This is a genomic window from Streptomyces dryopteridis (assembly GCF_049606955.1).
GTDB lineage: Bacteria > Actinomycetota > Actinomycetes > Streptomycetales > Streptomycetaceae > Streptomyces.
Window position 1 is genome coordinate 1504095 of sequence record NZ_CP187114.1, and the last position, 18125, is coordinate 1522219.

At 73.4% G+C, this 18125-nt stretch carries 17 protein-coding genes; 2 read left to right on the forward strand and 15 right to left on the reverse strand.

All coding sequences use genetic code 11. The features are described from left to right. Positions 1-2 precede the first annotated feature (2 nt). The 3 genes from ACN20G_RS33190 to ACN20G_RS33200 all read right to left on the reverse strand — a co-directional run bounded on the left by ACN20G_RS33190 (position 3) and on the right by ACN20G_RS33200 (position 3472). Positions 3-902, reverse strand: a complete 900-nt coding sequence (locus ACN20G_RS33190; protein ID WP_424216950.1) for an NAD-dependent protein deacetylase — start codon at positions 900-902, stop codon at positions 3-5. A 270-nt stretch (positions 903-1172) separates the two neighbouring features. After that, the gene (locus ACN20G_RS33195; RefSeq protein WP_424216951.1) at positions 1173-2357 is read right to left on the reverse strand and encodes a cytochrome P450 family protein; all 1185 of its coding nucleotides are present in this window, start codon (positions 2355-2357) and stop codon (positions 1173-1175) included. A gap of 173 nt (positions 2358-2530) precedes the next feature. Continuing rightward, positions 2531-3472, reverse strand: coding sequence for a hypothetical protein (locus tag ACN20G_RS33200; protein WP_424216952.1), 942 nt, complete (start codon positions 3470-3472; stop codon positions 2531-2533). Between the two features lie 310 nt (positions 3473-3782). Between ACN20G_RS33200 and ACN20G_RS33205 the strand changes: the two genes are divergently transcribed. After that, positions 3783-4664, forward strand: coding sequence for an SAM-dependent methyltransferase (locus tag ACN20G_RS33205; protein ID WP_424216953.1), 882 nt, complete (start codon positions 3783-3785; stop codon positions 4662-4664). Between the two features lie 72 nt (positions 4665-4736). Here the strand turns inward: ACN20G_RS33205 and ACN20G_RS33210 are convergent, their stop codons facing one another. Beyond that, positions 4737-5258 (reverse strand): hypothetical protein, encoded by a 522-nt coding sequence (locus ACN20G_RS33210; RefSeq protein ID WP_424216954.1) that lies wholly within the window; start codon positions 5256-5258, stop codon positions 4737-4739. A 154-nt stretch (positions 5259-5412) separates the two neighbouring features. On the opposite strand from ACN20G_RS33210, the gene ACN20G_RS33215 reads away from it, so the two are divergent. Continuing rightward, positions 5413-6243, forward strand: a complete 831-nt coding sequence (locus ACN20G_RS33215; protein ID WP_424216955.1) for an SDR family oxidoreductase — start codon at positions 5413-5415, stop codon at positions 6241-6243. Between the two features lie 17 nt (positions 6244-6260). Here the strand turns inward: ACN20G_RS33215 and ACN20G_RS33220 are convergent, their stop codons facing one another. The 11 genes from ACN20G_RS33220 to ACN20G_RS33270 all read right to left on the reverse strand — a co-directional run bounded on the left by ACN20G_RS33220 (position 6261) and on the right by ACN20G_RS33270 (position 18115). After that, complete coding sequence (locus ACN20G_RS33220) at positions 6261-8573, reverse strand: FdhF/YdeP family oxidoreductase (protein ID WP_424216956.1); 2313 nt, start codon at positions 8571-8573, stop codon at positions 6261-6263. A 423-nt stretch (positions 8574-8996) separates the two neighbouring features. Continuing rightward, positions 8997-9986 carry a YgjP-like metallopeptidase domain-containing protein gene (locus tag ACN20G_RS33225; protein WP_424216957.1) on the reverse strand — a complete coding sequence of 330 codons (990 nt, stop codon included), beginning with the start codon at positions 9984-9986 and terminating at the stop codon, positions 8997-8999. Positions 9987-10082: 96 nt separating this feature from the next. Beyond that, a complete protein-coding gene (locus tag ACN20G_RS33230; protein ID WP_424216958.1) occupies positions 10083-11609 on the reverse strand; it encodes a ParB/RepB/Spo0J family partition protein in 1527 nt (508 codons plus the stop codon). Between the two features lie 60 nt (positions 11610-11669). Beyond that, complete coding sequence (locus tag ACN20G_RS33235; protein WP_424216959.1) at positions 11670-12296, reverse strand: hypothetical protein; 627 nt, start codon at positions 12294-12296, stop codon at positions 11670-11672. Between the two features lie 21 nt (positions 12297-12317). Further along, entirely contained in the window at positions 12318-12677 is a 360-nt protein-coding gene (locus tag ACN20G_RS33240) for a hypothetical protein (RefSeq protein WP_424216960.1), read from the reverse strand. Between the two features lie 223 nt (positions 12678-12900). After that, entirely contained in the window at positions 12901-13296 is a 396-nt protein-coding gene (locus tag ACN20G_RS33245; RefSeq protein ID WP_424216961.1) for a hypothetical protein, read from the reverse strand. Between the two features lie 62 nt (positions 13297-13358). Then, the gene (locus tag ACN20G_RS33250; protein WP_424216962.1) at positions 13359-14444 is read right to left on the reverse strand and encodes a phosphoadenosine phosphosulfate reductase family protein; all 1086 of its coding nucleotides are present in this window, start codon (positions 14442-14444) and stop codon (positions 13359-13361) included. Then, on the reverse strand, positions 14441-15493 hold the full coding sequence (locus ACN20G_RS33255) for an N-6 DNA methylase (RefSeq protein WP_424216963.1): 1053 nt from the start codon (positions 15491-15493) through the stop codon (positions 14441-14443). Before ACN20G_RS33255 ends, ACN20G_RS33250 begins: the two co-directional genes overlap by 4 nt. Positions 15494-15560: 67 nt before the next feature. Next, positions 15561-16007, reverse strand: coding sequence for a hypothetical protein (locus tag ACN20G_RS33260; protein WP_424216964.1), 447 nt, complete (start codon positions 16005-16007; stop codon positions 15561-15563). A gap of 49 nt (positions 16008-16056) precedes the next feature. Beyond that, entirely contained in the window at positions 16057-16980 is a 924-nt protein-coding gene (locus ACN20G_RS33265; RefSeq protein WP_424216965.1) for a hypothetical protein, read from the reverse strand. Positions 16981-17110: 130 nt separating this feature from the next. Beyond that, the gene (locus tag ACN20G_RS33270; RefSeq protein WP_424216966.1) at positions 17111-18115 is read right to left on the reverse strand and encodes a DUF3560 domain-containing protein; all 1005 of its coding nucleotides are present in this window, start codon (positions 18113-18115) and stop codon (positions 17111-17113) included. Between the last annotated feature and the right edge of the window lie 10 nt (positions 18116-18125).

An 18125-nucleotide genomic window follows, 5' to 3' on the forward strand; every position in this document is an offset into this window, starting at 1 on the left:
GCTCAGGGGGGTGGTGCGGCCGGCAGACGCAGGCCGAGGCGGTCCGCGACGGCCGTCAGCGTCGGGCCCAGGGGAAGGCCGATCCGCAGCGCGGCGTGCCGGTCGCCCCGGGTGGGGGCCTGGTTCACGATCAGGACCGGGATCCGGGCCTCCGCCGCCTGGCGGACGAAACGAAGCCCCGACATCACCGTCAACGACGAGCCCAGGACCAGCAGGGTGCGGGCGCCGGCGACGATCTCACGACAGTGCGCGACCCGCCGGGGCGGGACGCTCTCCCCGAAGAACACCACGTCCGGTTTGAGGACCCCGCCGCACACCTCGCAGGGCACCACGACGAAGTCGACGACCTGTGCGTCGGTGAGGTCGGCGTCCCCGTCGGGATTGAGGGCGGCGGGCGTGGGCGCGAACCCGGGATTGGCCTCGGCGAGCCGCTCCGCGAGCGCCCGACGGCTGCCGAGGGTCCCGCAGTCCAGGCAGATCACACGGTCCAGGCCGCCGTGGAGCTCCACCACGTCCTCGCTGCCGGCGGCCTGGTGCAGCCCGTCGACGTTCTGCGTGATCAGACCCGAGAGCAGATCGGCCCGTCCGAACGCGGCGACGGCCCGGTGGCCCGCGTTCGGGCGGGCCCGGCCGAAGGTGCGCCACCCGAGATGGCTGCGGGCCCAGTAGCGACGGCGGGCCGAGGGCGCGCCCGTGAACTCCTGGTACGTCATGGGGGTGTGCCGGGTCAGGCTGCCGCCGGGGCCCCGATAGTCGGGGATGCCGGACTCCGTCGAGATCCCGGCGCCGCTGAGCACCACCACGCCGCCCGCGCGCAGGGCGTCGGCCACCGGCTCCGGGTCGGTGCCGGCGGGGCTCGGCTCTCCGTCGGGGGTCCAGCTCAGCGTGGGACGCGTCCGCATGCGCCCAGCCTACGAAACCCCCCGCCCCCACGCCGACCCGGCCCGCGAGGGCGGGTCGGGGGCGTGGCGTGGGGGCGGGCCCGTGGGACCGGCCCGGGGCCGGAGCTCGGGTGTGGCCGGATGCGTGCGGACCCGGCCACGCCCGAGCCCGAAGCCTGAATCCCACCCCCGGCCCGGGGGCGTCATCAGGTGACGGGGAGGGGGCGGCCCGGCCACACCCACACGCGCACTCGCGCCCGGGGCCTGACCCTCACCCCCGGCCCCGGGGTGTCACCAGGTGACGGGGAGGGTCTTCGTGCCCCGGATCAGGGTGCCCGTCGTCCATTCGGGTTCGGGGGCCTTGCGGTCGTGGGCGAGGTCCGGGAAACGTTCCAGCAGGGCCCGCAGCGCGATCTCCGCCTCCATGCGGGCCAGCGGCGCGCCCACGCAGAAGTGGATGCCGTGGCCGAAGGCCAGGTGGCTGCGGTTTTGGCGGTGGATGTCGAAGCGGTCGGCGTTCTCCCACCGTTCGGGGTCGTGGTCGCTGCCCGCCAGGCAGACCAGGAGCGCGTCGTCGGCCGCGATCGCCGTCCCGTGGAACTCGACGTCCTTCAGGGCGCGGCGGTAGGTGGAGTTCTCCACGGGCCCGTCCCAGCGCAGCGTCTCCTCGACGGTCGGGCCGAGGAGCCGGTCGGGATCGGCGCGCAGGTCGGCGAGTTGGTCTGGGTGGTCGAGCAGGGCTCGGACGGCGTTGGCGATCAGGTTGACGGTGGTCTCGTGCCCGGCGATGAGCAACAGGTAGGCCATGCCGACGAGTTCGTCGGGGGAGAGGCGGTCGCCGTCCTCGTCGCGGGCGCGGATCAGCGCGGACAGCAGGTCCTCGCCGGGCCGGGAGCTCTTGGTCTCGATGAGTTCGCGGAGGAAGGCCACGAGCGCGGACAGGGTCTCGGGCATCCGCTCGGGGTCGGTGGGGGCCACGAGCTCCTGGGACCAGGCGCGGAACCGGTCCCGGTCCATGTCGGGGACGCCGAGGACCTCGCAGATCACGGTCATCGGCAGCGGGTAGGCCAGTGCGGCCACCAGGTCGGCGGTGTTGGCGTCCTGGGTCGCCATGGCGTCCAGCAGTTCCCGGGTGATCTCCGCGACGCGGGGCCGCAGGGATTCCACGACGCGGGAGGTGAACGCGCCCACGACCAGCTTGCGCAGCCGGGTGTGCCGGGGCGGGTCGGCCTCCAGCATGTTGGTGGCCGCCGCCGCGTACGCGGGGTCGAGCGCGAGCGCCGCCGGCGGGGTCTTGCCGAAATCGGGGTGGGTGAGGGCCTCGCGCCCGGCCTCGTACCCGACGACGAGCCACAGGGGCATGCCGTCGCGGAGCACGATGCGGTGCACGGGGCCCTGCCGGCGCAGGGCCTCATAGGTCGGGTAGGGGTCGGCGACGAACTCCGAACCGGGGTCCTCGAAGGTCAGATGCGACATGACGACACGTTAGCCCGAGCCGGCCCCGGTGACACCCGGTGGGCGGGAATCCGGCGCCCCGGTGGACGGTTGACGTCACAACGGGGCGCCGGGGTCGGAGGTCGGGCGCGCTCGCGTGGGAGATGCGGCCGACGGTCGGGCGTCGGCGGACCGGGCCGCCGACGCCCGGTCTCTCAGCGGCCGGCGCGGCGGCGGCGCAGGGCCACGAAGCCGAGTCCGCCCGCCGTGAGGGCGGCGGCCCCGCCCACGCCGGCGAGCAGCGTGTCGGTCCCGCCCTCGGCGCCCGTGCCGCCGGCGGCGACCCCGCCCTTCGGGACGACGGGCGCGTGCGTGGCGTGGGTGGCGGTCGGTTCGGGCCTGGGCTTGGGCGGCACGGGGGTGGGGGTGGGCCGCGGGCGGTCCTGTTCGCTGTGCCATCCGTCGGGGTGGAGGACGCCGACGAAGCCGTTGGCCTGGTTGAGTTCGTAGCGGAAGCCGTTGACGGTGGCGGTGGGGTGGTCGGGGCCCAGGTTCGCGATGCGGGCGCCGTTGAGGGTGATCCAGGCGGTGTACCCGCCGCCGGGCAGGGTGTGCACGTGGGCCACCGCCCCGTTGGAGAGCGACAGGTCCTGCTCGTCGGGGTCCGGGGTGGGGGTGGGCGTCGGGGTCGGCTTGGGCTTCGGCGGGGTCGGCGTGGGGGTGGGGGTCGGGGGCAGCGGACGGGGGCGGTCCTGTTCGCTGTGCCATCCGTCGGGGTGGAGGACGCCGACGAAGCCGTTGGCCTGGTTGAGTTCGTAGCGGAAGCCGTTGACGGTGGCGGTGGGGTGGTCGGCGCTCAGGTTCGCGATGCGGGCGCCGTCCAGGGTGATCCAGGCGGTGTAGCCGGCGTCGGGCAGCGGGAAGACGTGCGCGACGGCCCCGTTGTCGAGGGTCTGGCCCTGGCCCTGGCTCTGGTCCTGGCTCTGGGTGCCGGGGTCGGTGTCGTCGTGGGGCGTGGCCGTGCCGGTGACGGAGGTGTCGGCGCCGGGGGAGGTGTCGGCGTCGGCGGCGAGGGCGCTGCCGACGGGCAGCGCGAGCGCGGTGATCAGGCCGGTCGTGGCCGCGACCGTCAGGCTGCGGCGGAAGGTGGTGCGCATGGGTCCTCTTCACGGATCACGGTGGTGTCGCCCGTGCGGCGGCATCAACGACGCTAGGAGGCCCGCCCGGCGAACGTCCGTCGGATGTGTAACGAATGTCCGATTCTGTTGCGACGGTCACGTAAAGCAATGAACCGGTCAAGACCTTCCCTCGTCCGGGTCAACCGGCCCCGCCCGCCCTCTGATGCGCGGGCGCGCGCCGGACGGGCCCACAGCGCCCGCCGCGCGCCCTTGTCCCCGTCGCCCGCCCCTTCGAGGATGACCAGTGCACGGGCCGCGCGAACCAGGACGAAACGCACAGGGGTGGAGCATGACGACGGAGCGACCGACCCTCCGGGAGGACCCCGCGCCCGAACCCTCGGGGGACACCGCCCGCCGGGTGGGAGAGTTCTACGACGCGACCGAACTGGCCTGGGAGGCGACGCTCGGCAGGTCGACCCACCACGGCTACTGGGACGACCCCGCCGACACCTCCGTCCCCCTGGACCGGGCCCAGGACCGCATGATCGACGTGGTCGGCCTGGCCACCGGCCTTGTCGCCGGTGGCCGCCTGCTCGACGTGGGCTGCGGCCGCGGCCAGGCCGCGCTCCGGCTGGCGGCCGCCACCGGGGCCCGCGCGGAGGGGGTCTCGGTCAGCCCGTTCCAGATCGCCGTGGCCGGCCGGAGCGCCGTCGAATCGGGGCTCGCCGACCGCGTCGCGTTCCGCGTCGCCGACGTGGCCGCGCTGCCGTACCCCGACGGCGTCTTCGACGTGGCCCTGCTGATGGAATCGGCCTGCCACTTCCCCGACAAACCCGCCGCGCTCCGCGAGATCCGCCGCGTGCTGCGGCCCGGCGGGCGACTGGTGCTGGAGGACGTGCTGACCGCGCCGTGGGCGGGAGCGGAACGCTGGGCGGAGGTCAACGCGCTGATCCCCGTCTCCTTCGTCACCAGCGGCACCTGGGTCGAACTGCTGGAGGCGCAGGGCTTCACCTCGATCACCGTGCACGACCTGAAACCGCACGTGCGCCCCACCTACGCCGCGCAGCTCGTGAACCTCGCCCGCAACCGGGAGGCGCTCGCACGCCGCATCGGCGAGGAGCCGACCGCGCTGATGGAACGGCTGTGCCGGGCCACGTCCGCGCTGGGGGAGGAGGGCGTCATGTCCGTGGAACTGCTCACCGCGGTCGCCCCGGGGGCCGCCACACACTGACCACGCCCCCTGACCACGCCCACGGACCATGCCCCCTGACCACGCCCGCCGGCGCCCGCGGACCGGGTCCGCTCACCGGGCCGTGTGGTCCGGGTGGCCCTTGGTGCGGCGGCGTTCCTTCATTTCGGCCTCGTACACGTGCGGCCTGCCCTCCAGCAGCTCCTCCCGCAGGGCCCGTTCCACCTCGGCGAAGGGCGCCCAGTAGGTGCGGTCGTACTCCTCGACGAGCTGGAAGGTCCAGTGGCCGGGGACGACGTTGCGCCCCAGGATCTCCCGTTCCACCCGGTCGGCAGCGGCCCCGTGCCCGGCCTCCCGCAGCAGCCGGACGGCGTCGTCGAGCTTCAGGTCGGCGCCGCCGGTGAGCTGGTGGAAGGTGTAGAGGGCGCCCCGGGCCCGGATCGTGGTCTCCCACGCCTCCGACAACGCGCCGAGCGCGGCCACGGTCGCGTCGTCCGCGCCTGCGGGCCGCCGGTGCCGGGCCGCCGGCCGTTCCTCGGCCGGGTCACGGCCCCGGTCGTCCCCGGTACGGTCGCCGCCGTCGCCCCGACCCCCTGCGTCGCGTCCGTCCCGCCCGCCGCGTGCGTCTTCGTCCATGCCCGGAGCCCTTCCCGCCCCCCACCCCGCGCACGCGCCGCCATCCGTGGCACCCGACTCGCCACCACGCCATCGCGCCACCACGCCATCGCGCCACCACGCTCCCACCGTGCGCCCTTCGGGGCCCGCCCGGGCCCCGGCTACGGTGCCGGGCATGCGGATCCTCGTCGTGGGCGGCAGCGGACACCTCGGACGGAGCCTGGTGCGTCGCGCCCTGGCCGCCGGACACCGGACGGCGAGCACGTACCACCGCCGGCCCGCGCCCGAGGGCACCCCCGACGGCGTCGACCGGTACCGGCTCGACATCCGCGACCCCGACCGGATCGCCGCCCTGTTTCGACGCTTCGCCCCCGACGCGGTCGTCACCTGCGTGTCGGGAGGCGCGGACCGGGAGGTGACGGCCGACGGACCGGCCCGCGTGGCCCGGATCGCCGCCGAGACCGGCGTCCGCCTCGTCCACGTCTCCAGCGACGCCGTCTTCGCGGGCGACCGGGCCGCCGCCTACACCGAGGACGACGCACCCGACCCGGTCACCCCGTACGGGGTCGCGAAGGCCGACGCCGACGCCGCCGTCCTCGCCGCGCACCCCGGCGCCCTCGTGGGCCGGCCCTCCCTCGTGGTCGGCGACGGCCGCTCCCGCCACGAACGCCTGGTCCTCGACCTCGCGGCGGGCCGGCGCGCCGGCGCCCTCTTCACCGACGAGATCCGCTGCCCCGTCCACGTGGCCGATCTTGCCGAGGCCCTGCTGGAGGGGGCCGCCCGCGGCCTGTCCGGCGTGCTGCACCTCGGGGGTGCCGATCCGGTCAGCCGGTACGAGCTCGGGCGGCTTCTCGCCCGCCGGCACGGGTTCGACCCCGGTGCGCTGCCCACGGCCCGGCGGGCCGACTCCGGCCTGCCCGGTGGTGTCGACGTCCGCCTCGACAGCACCCGCGCCGCCCGTCTCCTGACCACCGAGCTGCGCGGCGCGCGCGCCTTCCTCTCCTGACGCCCCGAGGTCCCGGGTCAGATGACGACCACGGCCTCCGGGCCGCTGTCGGGTTCGCACCGGATCAGGACCGACTTGTAGGCGGGCGTGTTGCTGACGTCCGAGGTGTGGTCCAGGGGCACCAACACGGTGGCCTCCGGCATGTACGCCGCCGCGCAGCCCCGGGCCGTCGGGTACGCGACCACCTTGAAGTGCGCCGCTCGTCGCTCCCGCCCGTCGGGCCACTCCGACACCAGGTCCACGTACGCGCCCTCGACCAGGCCGAGGGTGGTGATGTCCTCGGGGTTGACGAGGACCACCCGCCGACCGTCGCGGACACCCCGGTACCGGTCGTCCAGGCCGTAGATCGTGGTGTTGTACTGGTCGTGCGACCGCAGGGTCTGCAGCAGCAGCCGGCCCTCGGGGATCTCCGGCACCACCATGGCGTTCACGGTGAAGTTCGCCTTCCCCGTGTGCGTGGGGAACGTGCGGCTGTCGCGCGGCGCGTGCGGCAGCGCGAAGCCGCCGGGCCGCCGGACCCGCGCGTTGAACCCCTCGAACCCGGGCAGCACCCGCGCGATCCGCTCCCGCAGCGTGTCGAGGTCGGTCGCGAACCCCTCCCACGGAATGTGATCCTCCGACCCCAGCGCCGCCCGCGCCATGCCGCACACGATCGCGGTCTCCGACCGCAGCGTCGGCTCCCCCTTCAGCCGGCCGCGCGAGGCGTGCACCAGCCCCATCGAGTCCTCCACCGTCACGAACTGCGGCCCCGCCGCCGTGCGGTCCTCGTCCGAGCGGCCCAGCGTGGGCAGGATCAGCGCGCGCCGACCCGTGACCAGGTGGGAGCGGTTGAGCTTGGTGGAGATCTGCACGGTCAGCGCGCACCGCCGCACCGCCTCCTCCGTGACCGGGGTGTCGGGGGCGGCGGCCACGAAATTGCCGCCCATGCCCACGAACACCCGCACCGCCCCGTCGCGCATCGCCCGGATCGCGTTCACCGAGTCCAGCCCGTGGCGCCGGGGCGAGGTGAACCCGAACTCCGCGTCCAGGGCCGCGTGGAAGGGCTCCGGCATCCGCTCGAAGATGCCCATCGTGCGGTCGCCCTGCACGTTGGAGTGCCCGCGCACCGGGCACACCCCCGCCCCCGGCCGCCCCACGTTGCCGCGCAGCAGCAGGAAGTCCACGATCTCCCGCAGCGTGGGCACCGAGTGCTTGTGCTGGGTCAGGCCCAGCGCCCAGCACACGATGACGCTCTTCGACTCCAGGACCATCTCGGCGGCCCGCTCGATCTCCGTACGGGTCAGGCCGGTGGCGGCGAGCACGTCCGCCCAGTCCGTGCCCCGGGCGTCCGCCGCCCACTCCGCGAACCCGAGCGTGTGCGCGGTGATGAACTCCTGGTCCAGCACGGTGCCCGGCGCGGCGTCCTCGGCGCGCAGCAGCAGCAGGTTCAGGGCCCGGAACAGCGCCAGGTCCCCGCCGGCGCGGATCTGGAGGAACAGGTCGGTCAACGGGGTGCCGGCGCCGACGACCCCGCGCGGCCGCTGCGGATTCTTGAACCGTTCGAGACCGGCCTCGGGCAGCGGGTTGACGCTGATGATCCGGCCGCCGTTGTCCTTCGTGCGCTCCAGGGCGGCCATCATGCGCGGATGGTTGGTGCCCGGGTTCTGGCCCGCGACGATGACCAGGTCGGCGTGGTGGATGTCGTCGAGCGACACGCTGCCCTTGCCGACGCCCAAGGTCTCCACCAGCGCCGAACCCGTCGACTCGTGGCACATGTTGGCGCAGTCCGGCAGATTGTTGGTGCCCAGCCGACGGGCGAAGAGCTGTAGCGCGAACGCGGGCTCGTTCGGCGTGCGGCCCGAGGTGTAGAACACGGCCTGATCGGGATCGTCCAGGGCCGCGAACTCCTCGCCGACGATCTCGAAGGCCCGCTCCCAGCTCACCGGCGCGTAGTGCGTCGCGCCCTCCTCCAGCAGCATCGGATGCGTCAACCGCCCCTGCTGCCCCAACCAGAACCCGGACCGGCCCAACAGATCCGTCACCGAGTGCCGCGCGAAGAACTCCGGCGTCACGCGCCGCCGCGTCGCCTCCTCGGCGACGGCCTTCGCGCCGTTCTCGCAGAATTCGGCCTTGTGGACCTTCTCCTCCTCGGGCCACGCGCAGCCGGGGCAGTCGAAGCCGCCCGGCTGGTTCACCCGCAGCAGGGCGCGGGCGCCGCGCACGGCGCCCATCTGCTCGTGCGCGATCCTCATGGCGTTCGTCACGGCGTGCACGCCGACCGCGTGGTGTGCGGGCGCGCCGATCCGGGGGGCGTCCTGCACGGGGTCGGCTGCGGGCGCGCGGCTGCTCATGGTGCTCCTCGCTGAGGGTCTCCCGACCCCTCGCGGCGTGGATCACCGCAGGTCAACGAGGGCAGGGACCTCGTCACAGTACGACGGACGTCCCGAAACGGACACGCCCCCAAAGCCCCCTCCTCCCCAGGCCCGAGGCCCCACGATCCCCACCCGAAAGTCCCCCGCCCGGCCCGGCGGCGAGGCCCGTGCTCCCCGTGCCCGACCGTCTCCCTGTGAGGAGGGCACGCGTCCTGGGCTCGCCCGGCGACGAGGAGGCGCGCCCCTGATCGGCCGGTGCTGTCGTCTCCGATCCGGGCCCTTCCTCGGCCTTCTGTCCCCCGCCTGTCCCCCGTCCGGGGGTTGTCGCGGGTAGATGGGCCTCGGATTGCGGGAAGGTGAGGAGTGCCTGAGCAGGACTTTCGTGGAACTGGGTGTCGCCGTTCAGGATTCACGCTGCCGAAGGTGGCGGCGGTCGCTCGCGGGGGACAGCACCATGCGCTGCTCGGTCCGTGACCAGCCGCAGAGCCTGCGGAGCCGGTTGAGGTCCGGGTGGGCGCCCGGGTCGTCGTGATTGCAGGGGACGAACCGGCCGCCCAGGAACAGGTAGAAGAGTCCGTACTCCTCGCACTCGGCGTGGCCGGGGCGGCGTCCGGTCCAGAGGGTGACGCAGGTGGCGCGGGGGTGGTCGCAGTCGTCGCGGTAGCGGCCGGTGTAGGCGCACCAGGAGATCATGCACTCGGCGGCGTGGAGGGTGTTGGGTTTGGCCCCGCAGGAGGGGCAGGTCGGGAGTTCCTGGGGTGGGAGGGTGAGGTCGCCGCGCCACAGGCCGGCGAGGGTGCGGGCGAGTTCGGGGGTCGGCTTGATGCGGTGGTGGATCCGGCCGATGTAGTGGTGGAGGTCGAGGGGGGTGAGTTGGGCGAGGCTCCAGTTCAGGGTCAGGGACGGTTGGCGGAGGGTGTGGAGGTGTACGCGTCCGGTGGTGCTGAATCGGATGGTTTCGTAGCGGCGGGGGAGCTTGGCGGCGTTGTTTTTCAGCCATTCTTCTCCGGCTTCGGCGAGGTGGTTGATCAGGATTTTGGTTGCCTTGTCGCGGTTCGTGGTGGCGAACGAGGGGATGGTGATCGTCGGTTGGGTGGAGGGCGCCAGGGCGGTGCCGGCGAGGTGCAGGCGGTGGGCGACGCCGAGGACGAGGATGTTGCGGGTCGTTCCGAGGGCGAGGGTGGGGCCGTTGCGGGTGGCGTTGGCGGCGAGGCGGCGGTAGATCCACTCGCGGCGGCGTGAGACGAGGTCTTGGGCGTCGGTGTCGGTGAGGGTGTGGGGGCCGCGGACGGTGATGTCGCCGGCGGGGGAGACGGTGAGGTCGGTGGTGGTGCGGTTGCTGGTGCGGATGTGTATGGGTTGGCCGCCGAGGCTGGTGGTTCGGGTGGTCATGGTGGGGGCTCCGTTGGCGGGGCGGTGGTGAACACCGCCCCGCATGGTTGAATTCTGGTTCCGTTGCGGGTGTGGGTCGGCCTGGGTGGCGGTGGGCTACTGCTTCGGCTTCGAGGCCGGTCCGAGCCTGCGGCGCAGGTCCTCGATCAGCTCGGCTTCGATCTCGTGCGGGGTGTAGCCGTGGGCGGTGAGGTGGTCCCACCAGCGGAGCATGGAGGCGGAGGGGGCCCGCCAAGCGGCGTCGTGCATCACCTGGTCTTCGAACATGGCGGCGACCTCGGCGAAGAGCAGCGACCAGCGTCGGGACTTGGGGAGGGTGGCGATGGTCGGCCCGAAGGGGTCCTTGCTGCGGTCGTGGTCGCCGTTGGCGTTCGCGTTGGGGTCGGCCAGGCCGAGGAACTTGGCGACGAGGGTGGCCGCGTTCGTGGATCCGGTGTGGCGTCGGTACTCGTAGGAGGTGCCGGTGATGACGGAGAGGATCAGCGTCCAGGTGGCGTCGTCGGCGTCGCCGGAGGCCGCGCACAGGCTGGTGACGAAGTCGCGGCGGACGGTCCGGGCCTGCCGCCACGCCTTGTTGTAGCGGATGACCTGCCGGCGTTCCTCGGCCGCCTCCTCGCTGGCCTTGGGGGTGGCGCCGGCCTGCTTCGCGGCGTCGGTCAGGTCGTGCTCGGCGGCCTTCCAGTCGGTGCACACCAGCTCCATGACGGCAGACGTGGGCGAGACGGCTGCCGCGTGCCCGGGGCAGCGGACGTGTGCTTCTTCGGTGAGGGGGTTGCCCAGGGTGGTCACGAGGTCGGAGAGCGCGCGGACCGGGCTGCCGGTCCAGTGGTTGGGCAACGGGATCACCCTCACCCCGGCGGCCTTCAACTCGGTGATCATCCGCTCGCGCACCGCAGCTTCGGAGACCTGCTCCTTCAGGGCGGTGAGGGTGTGCGCCCAGTGGCCCCGTGTGCCGTCGCCCTTCTTCGTGTCGCGCATCTTGGCCCGGAACAGGGTGGATATGGCGCCCGGGATCGTTTCGACGGACTGGAGGTCGGCCATCTCGATCAGGTCGAAGTCGGCGCGGACGGCCTCGTCGAGGTTGCGGTCGGTGAGCTTGGCGGCCGTCGGGGCGGCGGCGACGTCGGCTGCGGTGAGGCCGATGGTGCGGGCGGCCCGTACCCGCTGTTCGTCTCCGAGGGGCATCAGGGCCAACTGGTGTGCCACGTCAAGGATGTCGCGGCCGGTGGGGTCGGCGCGGTACAGGTTCTCGGAGAGGGAAGAGATCAGGGTCTCGTCGTCGGCGGCCCGCAGGTCCTCGCGGATGAGGACCGGGACCAGGCGGACGGGGTCGCCGGCGGCGATGGCGTACTCGGCGGCGAGTTGGGCGGCCTTGAGGCGGCGTTGCCCGGCGACCACGCCCAGGCGGCCGTGGTGCATGCCGCCCTGGGGGCGGACGACGAGCGGAGTGGTGACGCCGATGGCCATGACGGAATCGATCAGGCCGGGGTCGGGCTCGGTCGAGTTGTCGTCGTCGTCGCGGGCCTTGCGGTGGTTGAAGGCGTCGATGAGGAGTTCGCGGGGGTCGGCCCAGCCGAAGGTGCCGAGGTGCTGCACGGTGCCGGGCTCGGTGGTGGTGGTCATGGTGAGGGCTCTCCTTGCGGGGGATCGAGGGGCGGGGTGTGCTCCCGCCCCTCGGGATGGTCAGTTGGCCGGTGGGGTGGTGGTCGCGGGGGCCTTCTTCTTCGCGGGGCTCTTTTTGGCCGTGGCCTTGCGGACGGCGGGCTTGTCGGTGTCGGGGGCCGGGCTGCGGGGGGCCCTGGTGCGGCGGACAGCGGGGGCCGGTGTCGCGGGGGTGGAGGCCGGGGTGTTCGTGGGGGGCGGCGTGCTCGCCTTGCCGGGCTCGGTGGCAGCCGCGGCCCGACTCTTGCGGGCTGGCCTGGCGGGGGGTGCCTCTGCCGGCTGGACGGGGACGGTGGTGAGGATCTTCCCGGACTGGGTGAACACCGCCCGGTAGCCGTCGAGGACGGGCAGGAGGCGGGTGGTCATGGTGTGCATGACGGCGTCGGGGTTGATGTCGGCGCCGGCGACCATGACGCCGGCGTTGAAGGGGCGGTCCTGCCAGGGGGTGATCGTGAAGTGGATGCAGAAGCCGTCCCAGAGGCGTCGGGCGGTGAGGGCGGCCCCGTCCGTGCGGTGCATCGTGAGGGAGAGGTCGAGCAGGATCTCGGGGGGTCCCCAGGAGCTGTCGAGGTGGTCGGCGAGGATTTCGGCGACGGTCTGCATCTCCTTGCGGGCGCGCTGGCGGTGGCCGAAGGCGGTGATGGACACGGTGGGCTCTTTCGGTTGGCGTCAGAGGGTGGCGGCGGTGATCGCGGCGATGACGTCGGGGTGCAGGCCCTGGAGGGTTTCGGTGTCGGTGTCGAGGCCGGCGAAGACGATCGGGCCGACGAGGGTGCGGGGGTCGGGGTCGTGGCCGAGCTCCCGACAGGCCATGTCCGCGACGAAGTTGGAGTACTCGCCTCGGTTGAGGGGGCTGCGGGCGATGATGGCGACGGTGCCGGTGGGGTGGGGGATCCGGTCGACGACGCGGCAGGGGCCGAGGAGGGCGCGGGCGACGGTGCGGTTGACCTCGGTGGGGCCGGACGTGTCGGGGATCTCGTAGGTGCGGTGGTGGCCGGCCTCGTCGACGCTGATCACGGTGGTGGGCATGGTGGCTCCTTCTTGGGGTGTTCGGAGTGATGAGGGTGGTGTTCCGGGTGTGACTCCCCCTCCCTCATGCCTTAATTCTAGTGCCTTCAAGGGGGGCGTCAACTGTGAACGCGCAGGTCAGGCGGTTCGGCGTGGGGCGTTGTGAGGGCGAGGGGAGCCCGGGCTCCCGGGGCCGCCGGACCCGGCCGGGGCGAGGTGGACCGGCGCCCGGCGGCGCGCGGCGCTACAGGGCCCTTCGGGCCGGGGTCCAGGAAGCGGTGGCGGTGATCATGGCGGCGTCGTCGGAGTGCAGGCCGCGCAGGGTGTCGGTGTCGGGTTCGTAGCCGACGAAGACGGCCGGGCCCACGAAGTCGTAGGGGACGAGCCCGTGGGTGCCCAGCTCGTAACAGGCGTAGCGGGCAGGTCCGTTGATCGGCCCGGCGTCGGCGTCGCGGGGGCTGCGGGTGAAGACGAGGATGATGCCGCTCGGGCGGTGTATCTCGGCGACCAGGTCGGGGACGTCGACGAGGGCGCGCGCGACGATGGTCGGCCGGTCGGTGGAGAGGTCGGTGTGAAGGTCGGGCAGCTCGTAGGCGCGGGTGCGGCCGTCGGGGCTGACGCGGATGGCGATCTCGGGCATGCGGGTTCCCTCTTCGTTGTGTTGCGGATCGGTTCCGCTGCGGGGGTCTCGGTGCCCGCAGGTCAAGCGGCGTGCTCCAGGCCCTCGTGCACCCTGGTCAAGTAGTTCGCCGTCGTGCGGCGCCCCACGTAGCGGGCCAGCGCCGTTCCCGCCGGCGGCCGGGGCGCGGGCCCGTGCGCCCGGTCGAGGGCGGCGGCCCGCTCGATCACCTCTCCCATCGACAGGCGGTGTCGGAACGTCGCCCCGACGGAGGCTTCGACGGTCGCGTACTCGGCTGCGGCCTCGGGTGCCAGCCGTGCGGCCAGGACCAGATCGGAGGTGCAGCCCAGCACGCAGAACCGGCACGACAGGCGAGACATCCCCCAGTCGTAGGCGCGGTGGTAGGGCAGGCCCGAGCGGGCGATCTCCCGCCACACGTCCGCGTCCGACCACGAGTGGATCGGCCGCCAGATCGTCACCGTCTTGCGGCCCGAGCTGGCCCCGGTGTCGGCCTGCACCGGTGCGAGTCGGGCCCTGGCCGAGGACTCGGCGGCCCGCTGTCCGATGCACGACAGGATCCGCACCGGCCGGGTGATCCCCGCCTGGCGGGCTTCTCCGGCCAGGGCCGTGAACAGCTTCCGGATCGGGCCTCGCTTCAGGTCGGACGTGCACCAGCGTGCTCGGGCCGAAGGCCAGGCGGGTGCCACCGTCGCGGCGTTCGGGTCGGCGCCCTGCCGCGCAGCCTCGGCGTGGGCCTTCGCCCGCAGGCGCTCGTGCCGGCGGACCGTCCGTTCGAGGAGGGAACCGTCGGCCCGGACCACCGCGAACCGCGCCCCGAGCAGTACCGCCTGCCGCTCGGCAAGTTCACGGGCCCCGGGCCACTCGGCGTCGCCGAGGTCCGCGTGCACCACGACCAGCTGCCCACGTGCACCCAACGTCCGGTGTCGTGCGGCCACGTGGGAGGCCGCGGCCTGGCTGTCCTTCCCCCCGCTGCTGCTGACCACCACGTAGTCGGCGGCCCGCAGCAACTCGTTCGGATCCTCCGGCGCGACGGCGTGGGGGGCCGGTGCGAGACCGGTGGCCGACACCGGCAGCAGGGTCAGCTGTCCGGCCGGGACCCCGAGGGCCGCGTGTCTCCGCGAGCGGCCCCAGGGTCGCGTGGTCCTCACGCGACCCTGGCCAAGAACGCCTGTGCCCGGCGTACGTTCGTTGCGAGCCGCAGGGTGCCCACCACGGAGTTGCGGTGCTCGATGACCTCCCGAGCCCGCTTGCGGGCGTCCTCGACGGCGCGGGCGTTCGCCAAGGAGTCGTCGCAGGCCACGGTCACGTTCGTCCCGTTCCCGTTGGTGAGGCCCCAGACGATCGCGTTGGTGGCCGCGCAGGAGGCGGCGATGGGGTCGATGTCGACCATCGCCCAGGTGAACTCGGCCGGGTCCATGCCGTGGCGGCGGATGACCTGGGCAGCGGCCCGCATCAGGCCGCCGGAGCCGGCGGCCGGGTCGAGGATGCTGTCCCCGGGCTCGGGAGGCATGACCGTGATGACGGCCATGGTCTCGGCGATCGGGGGCGGGGTGTGGAACTCTCCGAGGCCGTCGCGGGCGCCGTGGGAGCGCAGCATCTGGATCACGTGGGACAGGACGTCGGCGTGGGCGCGGTCCTCGGGGGCGTGGTGGCCGGTGAGGCGGAGCAGGCCGGTGCGGAGGGCCGCGTGCACGACTTGGCGGACGGCGTACCGCTCGTTCTGCGCGAGATCCTGCTCCAGCCAGCCGTGGATGGGCAGCGCCCGGTCGACGAGGTGGGGGTAGGACATCCAGTGCTGGGACCAGATTCGGGCCAGCAGCGGTATCAGGTCGTCGGTGGAGAGGCTCATGATCTGCTCGCCGAGCGGGGGCCCGTCCGGGTCGCGTTGGGCGACCAGCGCCAGTGCGGCGACCGCGCCGATCGGCATGGCGATGTTCGAGCCGCCGTGGGCCGTGTGCCAGGCGTGCGCGACGGACTCGGCGATCTTCACCGCGAGGTTGTCGGCCCAGCTGGAATCGGCCGCGATGCCGGTGAGGTCGGGCCGGGCGGAGGTCGAGGAGGGCGTGGGGAGGATCCGCGGCGTGGTCGGCTTGGGCCGGGCAGGGGTGGCCGGGAGCAGGGCCGGGGTCGAAGCCTTCGGGAGGGGAGCGGGCGCGGGGTCGTCGTCGGCGAACAGGTCGAGCTGCGTGAGCTGCATGAGGCGTCCTCGAAATGGGCCGGGCACCCCTCGCGGGAGGGGTGCCCGGGGCGGAGGGAGGAAGGGGCTACAGGGCGGCGCGGAGGTTGCGCAGCAGCAGGGCGTGGAGGTCGGGACGCCGGCGCCACAGGACGGCCGCGTGCCAGGTGGCCTGGGCCTCGTGGTCGCGGCGTTCGGCGTCGCTCAGGGGCACGCGGACGACGGGGCCGAGCGGCCCGGCCGGCCACGAGGGGCGGTGGCGTGCGACGGACCGCACGCTGTGCCAGAGCGCGCCGGCGTACAGGACCTCGTCGCTCTGGCGTTCCGGGGGGATGCCCTCCAGGGAGCGGACGCGCCGGGGGTCGGCGGTGATTCGGACGGGCAGGGCTCCGTCCGGCCGGGCCAGCCAGAGTTCGGGGTAGGGCTGGTCTTCGGAGTCTTCGACCTCGATGACGAGGACGTTGAGAGCGACGGCCAGGCCGTGTGTGGCGGAGACGTAGCCGTAGGCGACACGGTCGCCGGGGCGGAAGTACACGATCACTCCAAGACTTAAAAGCAGTGCCAATTTGGGTAAGGGTGTGCGGTCATCGCCAGGAGGCCGGCAGCAGGGCCGGGCTGAAGGTCACCCGGATGTTCCGCCGCTCGCCCTCGACGGCGTGCAGCATTGCCTGTTCGCGGTGCGCGTCCTGCTCCGCCACGGACAACGCCGTGTCGACGCGCGCCCCGTGACGCCCCTCGGGCCAGCTGCTCCGGACCGAGTCGCGGTGGGAGCGGTGCATGTGCCACAGGAAGTCGGCGAGCAGCTCCTCCGCCGGACGCTCGTGGAGCGGGCGAGAACCCGTGTGCCGGGCGTAGTCGGGGTGGGCGGGGACCTCCAGGAACCTGGTGTCGGCGTCGGTCGGTGCGTCGGTGTACAGCGTCGGGGTGTCGTTCGGCCGGTCGATCTCGATGACCACCCGGTTGTGCGCCCACCGCATGTGGCCGTCGACGGTGCGGTAGAGCACGGACAGGCGGTCGCCGGGCGCGTACTTGCTGAGGGTCACGCCGAGCGGGCGCACGGAGGGGACGACGGTCTTGGCGGCGCGCGCCCGGCGTCCGGAGGCCGCGCACCGGCCCAGGCACCTTTCGGCGGCGATGGCGGCGGCCTCGGTGTCCCCGGCGGCGTCGGCGACCATCCAGGCGGTGAGTGCCGTGTGGAACGCGGCGGCGGTGACGGCGTGGATGGTGCAGGAGGGGTGCCCGCCGATGCGGCGGATGTCCAGGAGGCGTTCGGCCTGCTCGGGCGGAACGCACCGGTGGCCTCGGTCGTAGGTGGGGTTGCGCAGGTCGGCGTGGGCGTGGGGGCCTCGGTGTCCGCAGAGCTGGCAGAGGACTTCCCGCCAGGTTCCGGCGGGGCCGGGGTAGCCGCTGACGGCGGTCCATCCGCGTCGGCGGAGTCGGTCGAGGGCGATGGCGGCGGCGGCGATGTTCTCGGGGGTGACGGGCAGGCCGTCAAGGTGGTCGGTCATCTGTTCCTCCTGGGCTGTGGGTGAGGGGGGCGGCGGGTCCGCCCCCCTCGTGGTGGGGGTTCCCCCCTCACTCCATGCCTTAATTCTAGTTCCATTCAAGAGGGCGTCAAGAAGAAACCGAGCCCCCGGCCTACCCCTCCACGAGCTTCGCGGCCATGTCCTGAGCCGACATCCGGCCGCCCACCGCGTCGTACGGCAGCCGCTCCGTCCAGCTCAGGTCGCTGTTCTCCAGCGTCACCACGGTCGTCGTCGCCTTCAACGTCGAAGGGACGCTGAGCGACTTGGCGTTCACCCGCAGCACCTCCAGCCAACGCCCGCGCGACCGCACGAAGTCGCCCTTCGCGAAGTCCTCGCGCCCCCACACCTTCGCGCCGGCGGCCTCGGCGGCGGCGACAACGCCACGCCAGTGCTCCAACTGCTCCAGCACCTCGTCGCGGCGACGCGTCAACTCGGCCACCGACTCCGGGTTCCCCAGGTCCCAGCCGTGATCGACCTGCCCGGACAGGATCCGCTCCAGGCCCCGCCGATCGGCCTCCAGCCGCTCGATCCGCCGCAGGCTGCGCGGCACGTTGTTGCGGGCCTGCTCGTACCCGGCGGCGGCCCGCCGCCGGTTCTCGTGGTGGACGACCTTGGCCTCCTCGGCGAGCGACGCCCGCATGTGCCCGTCGATGCGCTCCTGGTCCCGCTCGGCCCGCCGCTGCGAGTGGTGTCCGACCAGGATGGGCTGGCCGAACGGAATGTGCCGCATGATGTCGCGCGCCGCGGCCTCCCGCCCGGCGGCCCGGGCGGAGGCCCGGTCGGCCAGCGCCTCGGCTCGCTCCGCCCGAGTCTGCGCCCGTTCGGCGCGTTCGGTCTCTGCCTCGGCGAACGTGCGGCGCACCGTTTCGTCGACGCGCACCTCCACCTCGTGGCCGGCCGCCCGCAGCAGCTCGGCGGCCCGCTCGATGACCTGCGAGTCCGCCTGGTGGTCCCGCGAGTGCGGCAGGTACCAGAAGCCCTGGGTGCGGCTCCAATGGAACTTGGCCCGACCCCAGCCGAACTGGCGCGTGCCGAGGATGGCGGCGGTGCCGTCCCCCTTGCTGGTGCCGGTGACGATGGTCCCGCCGGCGCGGGTGTGCTCGATGGTGATGGACACGGCGGCCCCT

Bases quoted from the DNA above. Each gene is read 5' to 3' on its own strand.
- ACN20G_RS33265 (WP_424216965.1), bottom strand. From the start codon at position 16,980: ATGACCGACCACCTTGACGGCCTGCCCGTCACCCCCGAGAACATCGCC.
- ACN20G_RS33225 (WP_424216957.1), bottom strand. From the start codon at position 9,986: ATGACCACCCGAACCACCAGCCTCGGCGGCCAACCCATACACATCCGC.
- ACN20G_RS33230 (WP_424216958.1), bottom strand. From the start codon at position 11,609: ATGACCACCACCACCGAGCCCGGCACCGTGCAGCACCTCGGCACCTTC.
- ACN20G_RS33255 (WP_424216963.1), bottom strand. From the start codon at position 15,493: ATGCAGCTCACGCAGCTCGACCTGTTCGCCGACGACGACCCCGCGCCC.
- ACN20G_RS33190 (WP_424216950.1), bottom strand. From the start codon at position 902: ATGCGGACGCGTCCCACGCTGAGCTGGACCCCCGACGGAGAGCCGAGC.
- ACN20G_RS33210 (WP_424216954.1), bottom strand. From the start codon at position 5,258: ATGGACGAAGACGCACGCGGCGGGCGGGACGGACGCGACGCAGGGGGT.
- ACN20G_RS33200 (WP_424216952.1), bottom strand. From the start codon at position 3,472: ATGCGCACCACCTTCCGCCGCAGCCTGACGGTCGCGGCCACGACCGGC.
- ACN20G_RS33245 (WP_424216961.1), bottom strand. From the start codon at position 13,296: ATGCCCGAGATCGCCATCCGCGTCAGCCCCGACGGCCGCACCCGCGCC.
- ACN20G_RS33215 (WP_424216955.1), top strand. From the start codon at position 5,413: ATGCGGATCCTCGTCGTGGGCGGCAGCGGACACCTCGGACGGAGCCTG.
- ACN20G_RS33240 (WP_424216960.1), bottom strand. From the start codon at position 12,677: ATGCCCACCACCGTGATCAGCGTCGACGAGGCCGGCCACCACCGCACC.
- ACN20G_RS33195 (WP_424216951.1), bottom strand. From the start codon at position 2,357: ATGTCGCATCTGACCTTCGAGGACCCCGGTTCGGAGTTCGTCGCCGAC.
- ACN20G_RS33205 (WP_424216953.1), top strand. From the start codon at position 3,783: ATGACGACGGAGCGACCGACCCTCCGGGAGGACCCCGCGCCCGAACCC.
- ACN20G_RS33220 (WP_424216956.1), bottom strand. From the start codon at position 8,573: ATGAGCAGCCGCGCGCCCGCAGCCGACCCCGTGCAGGACGCCCCCCGG.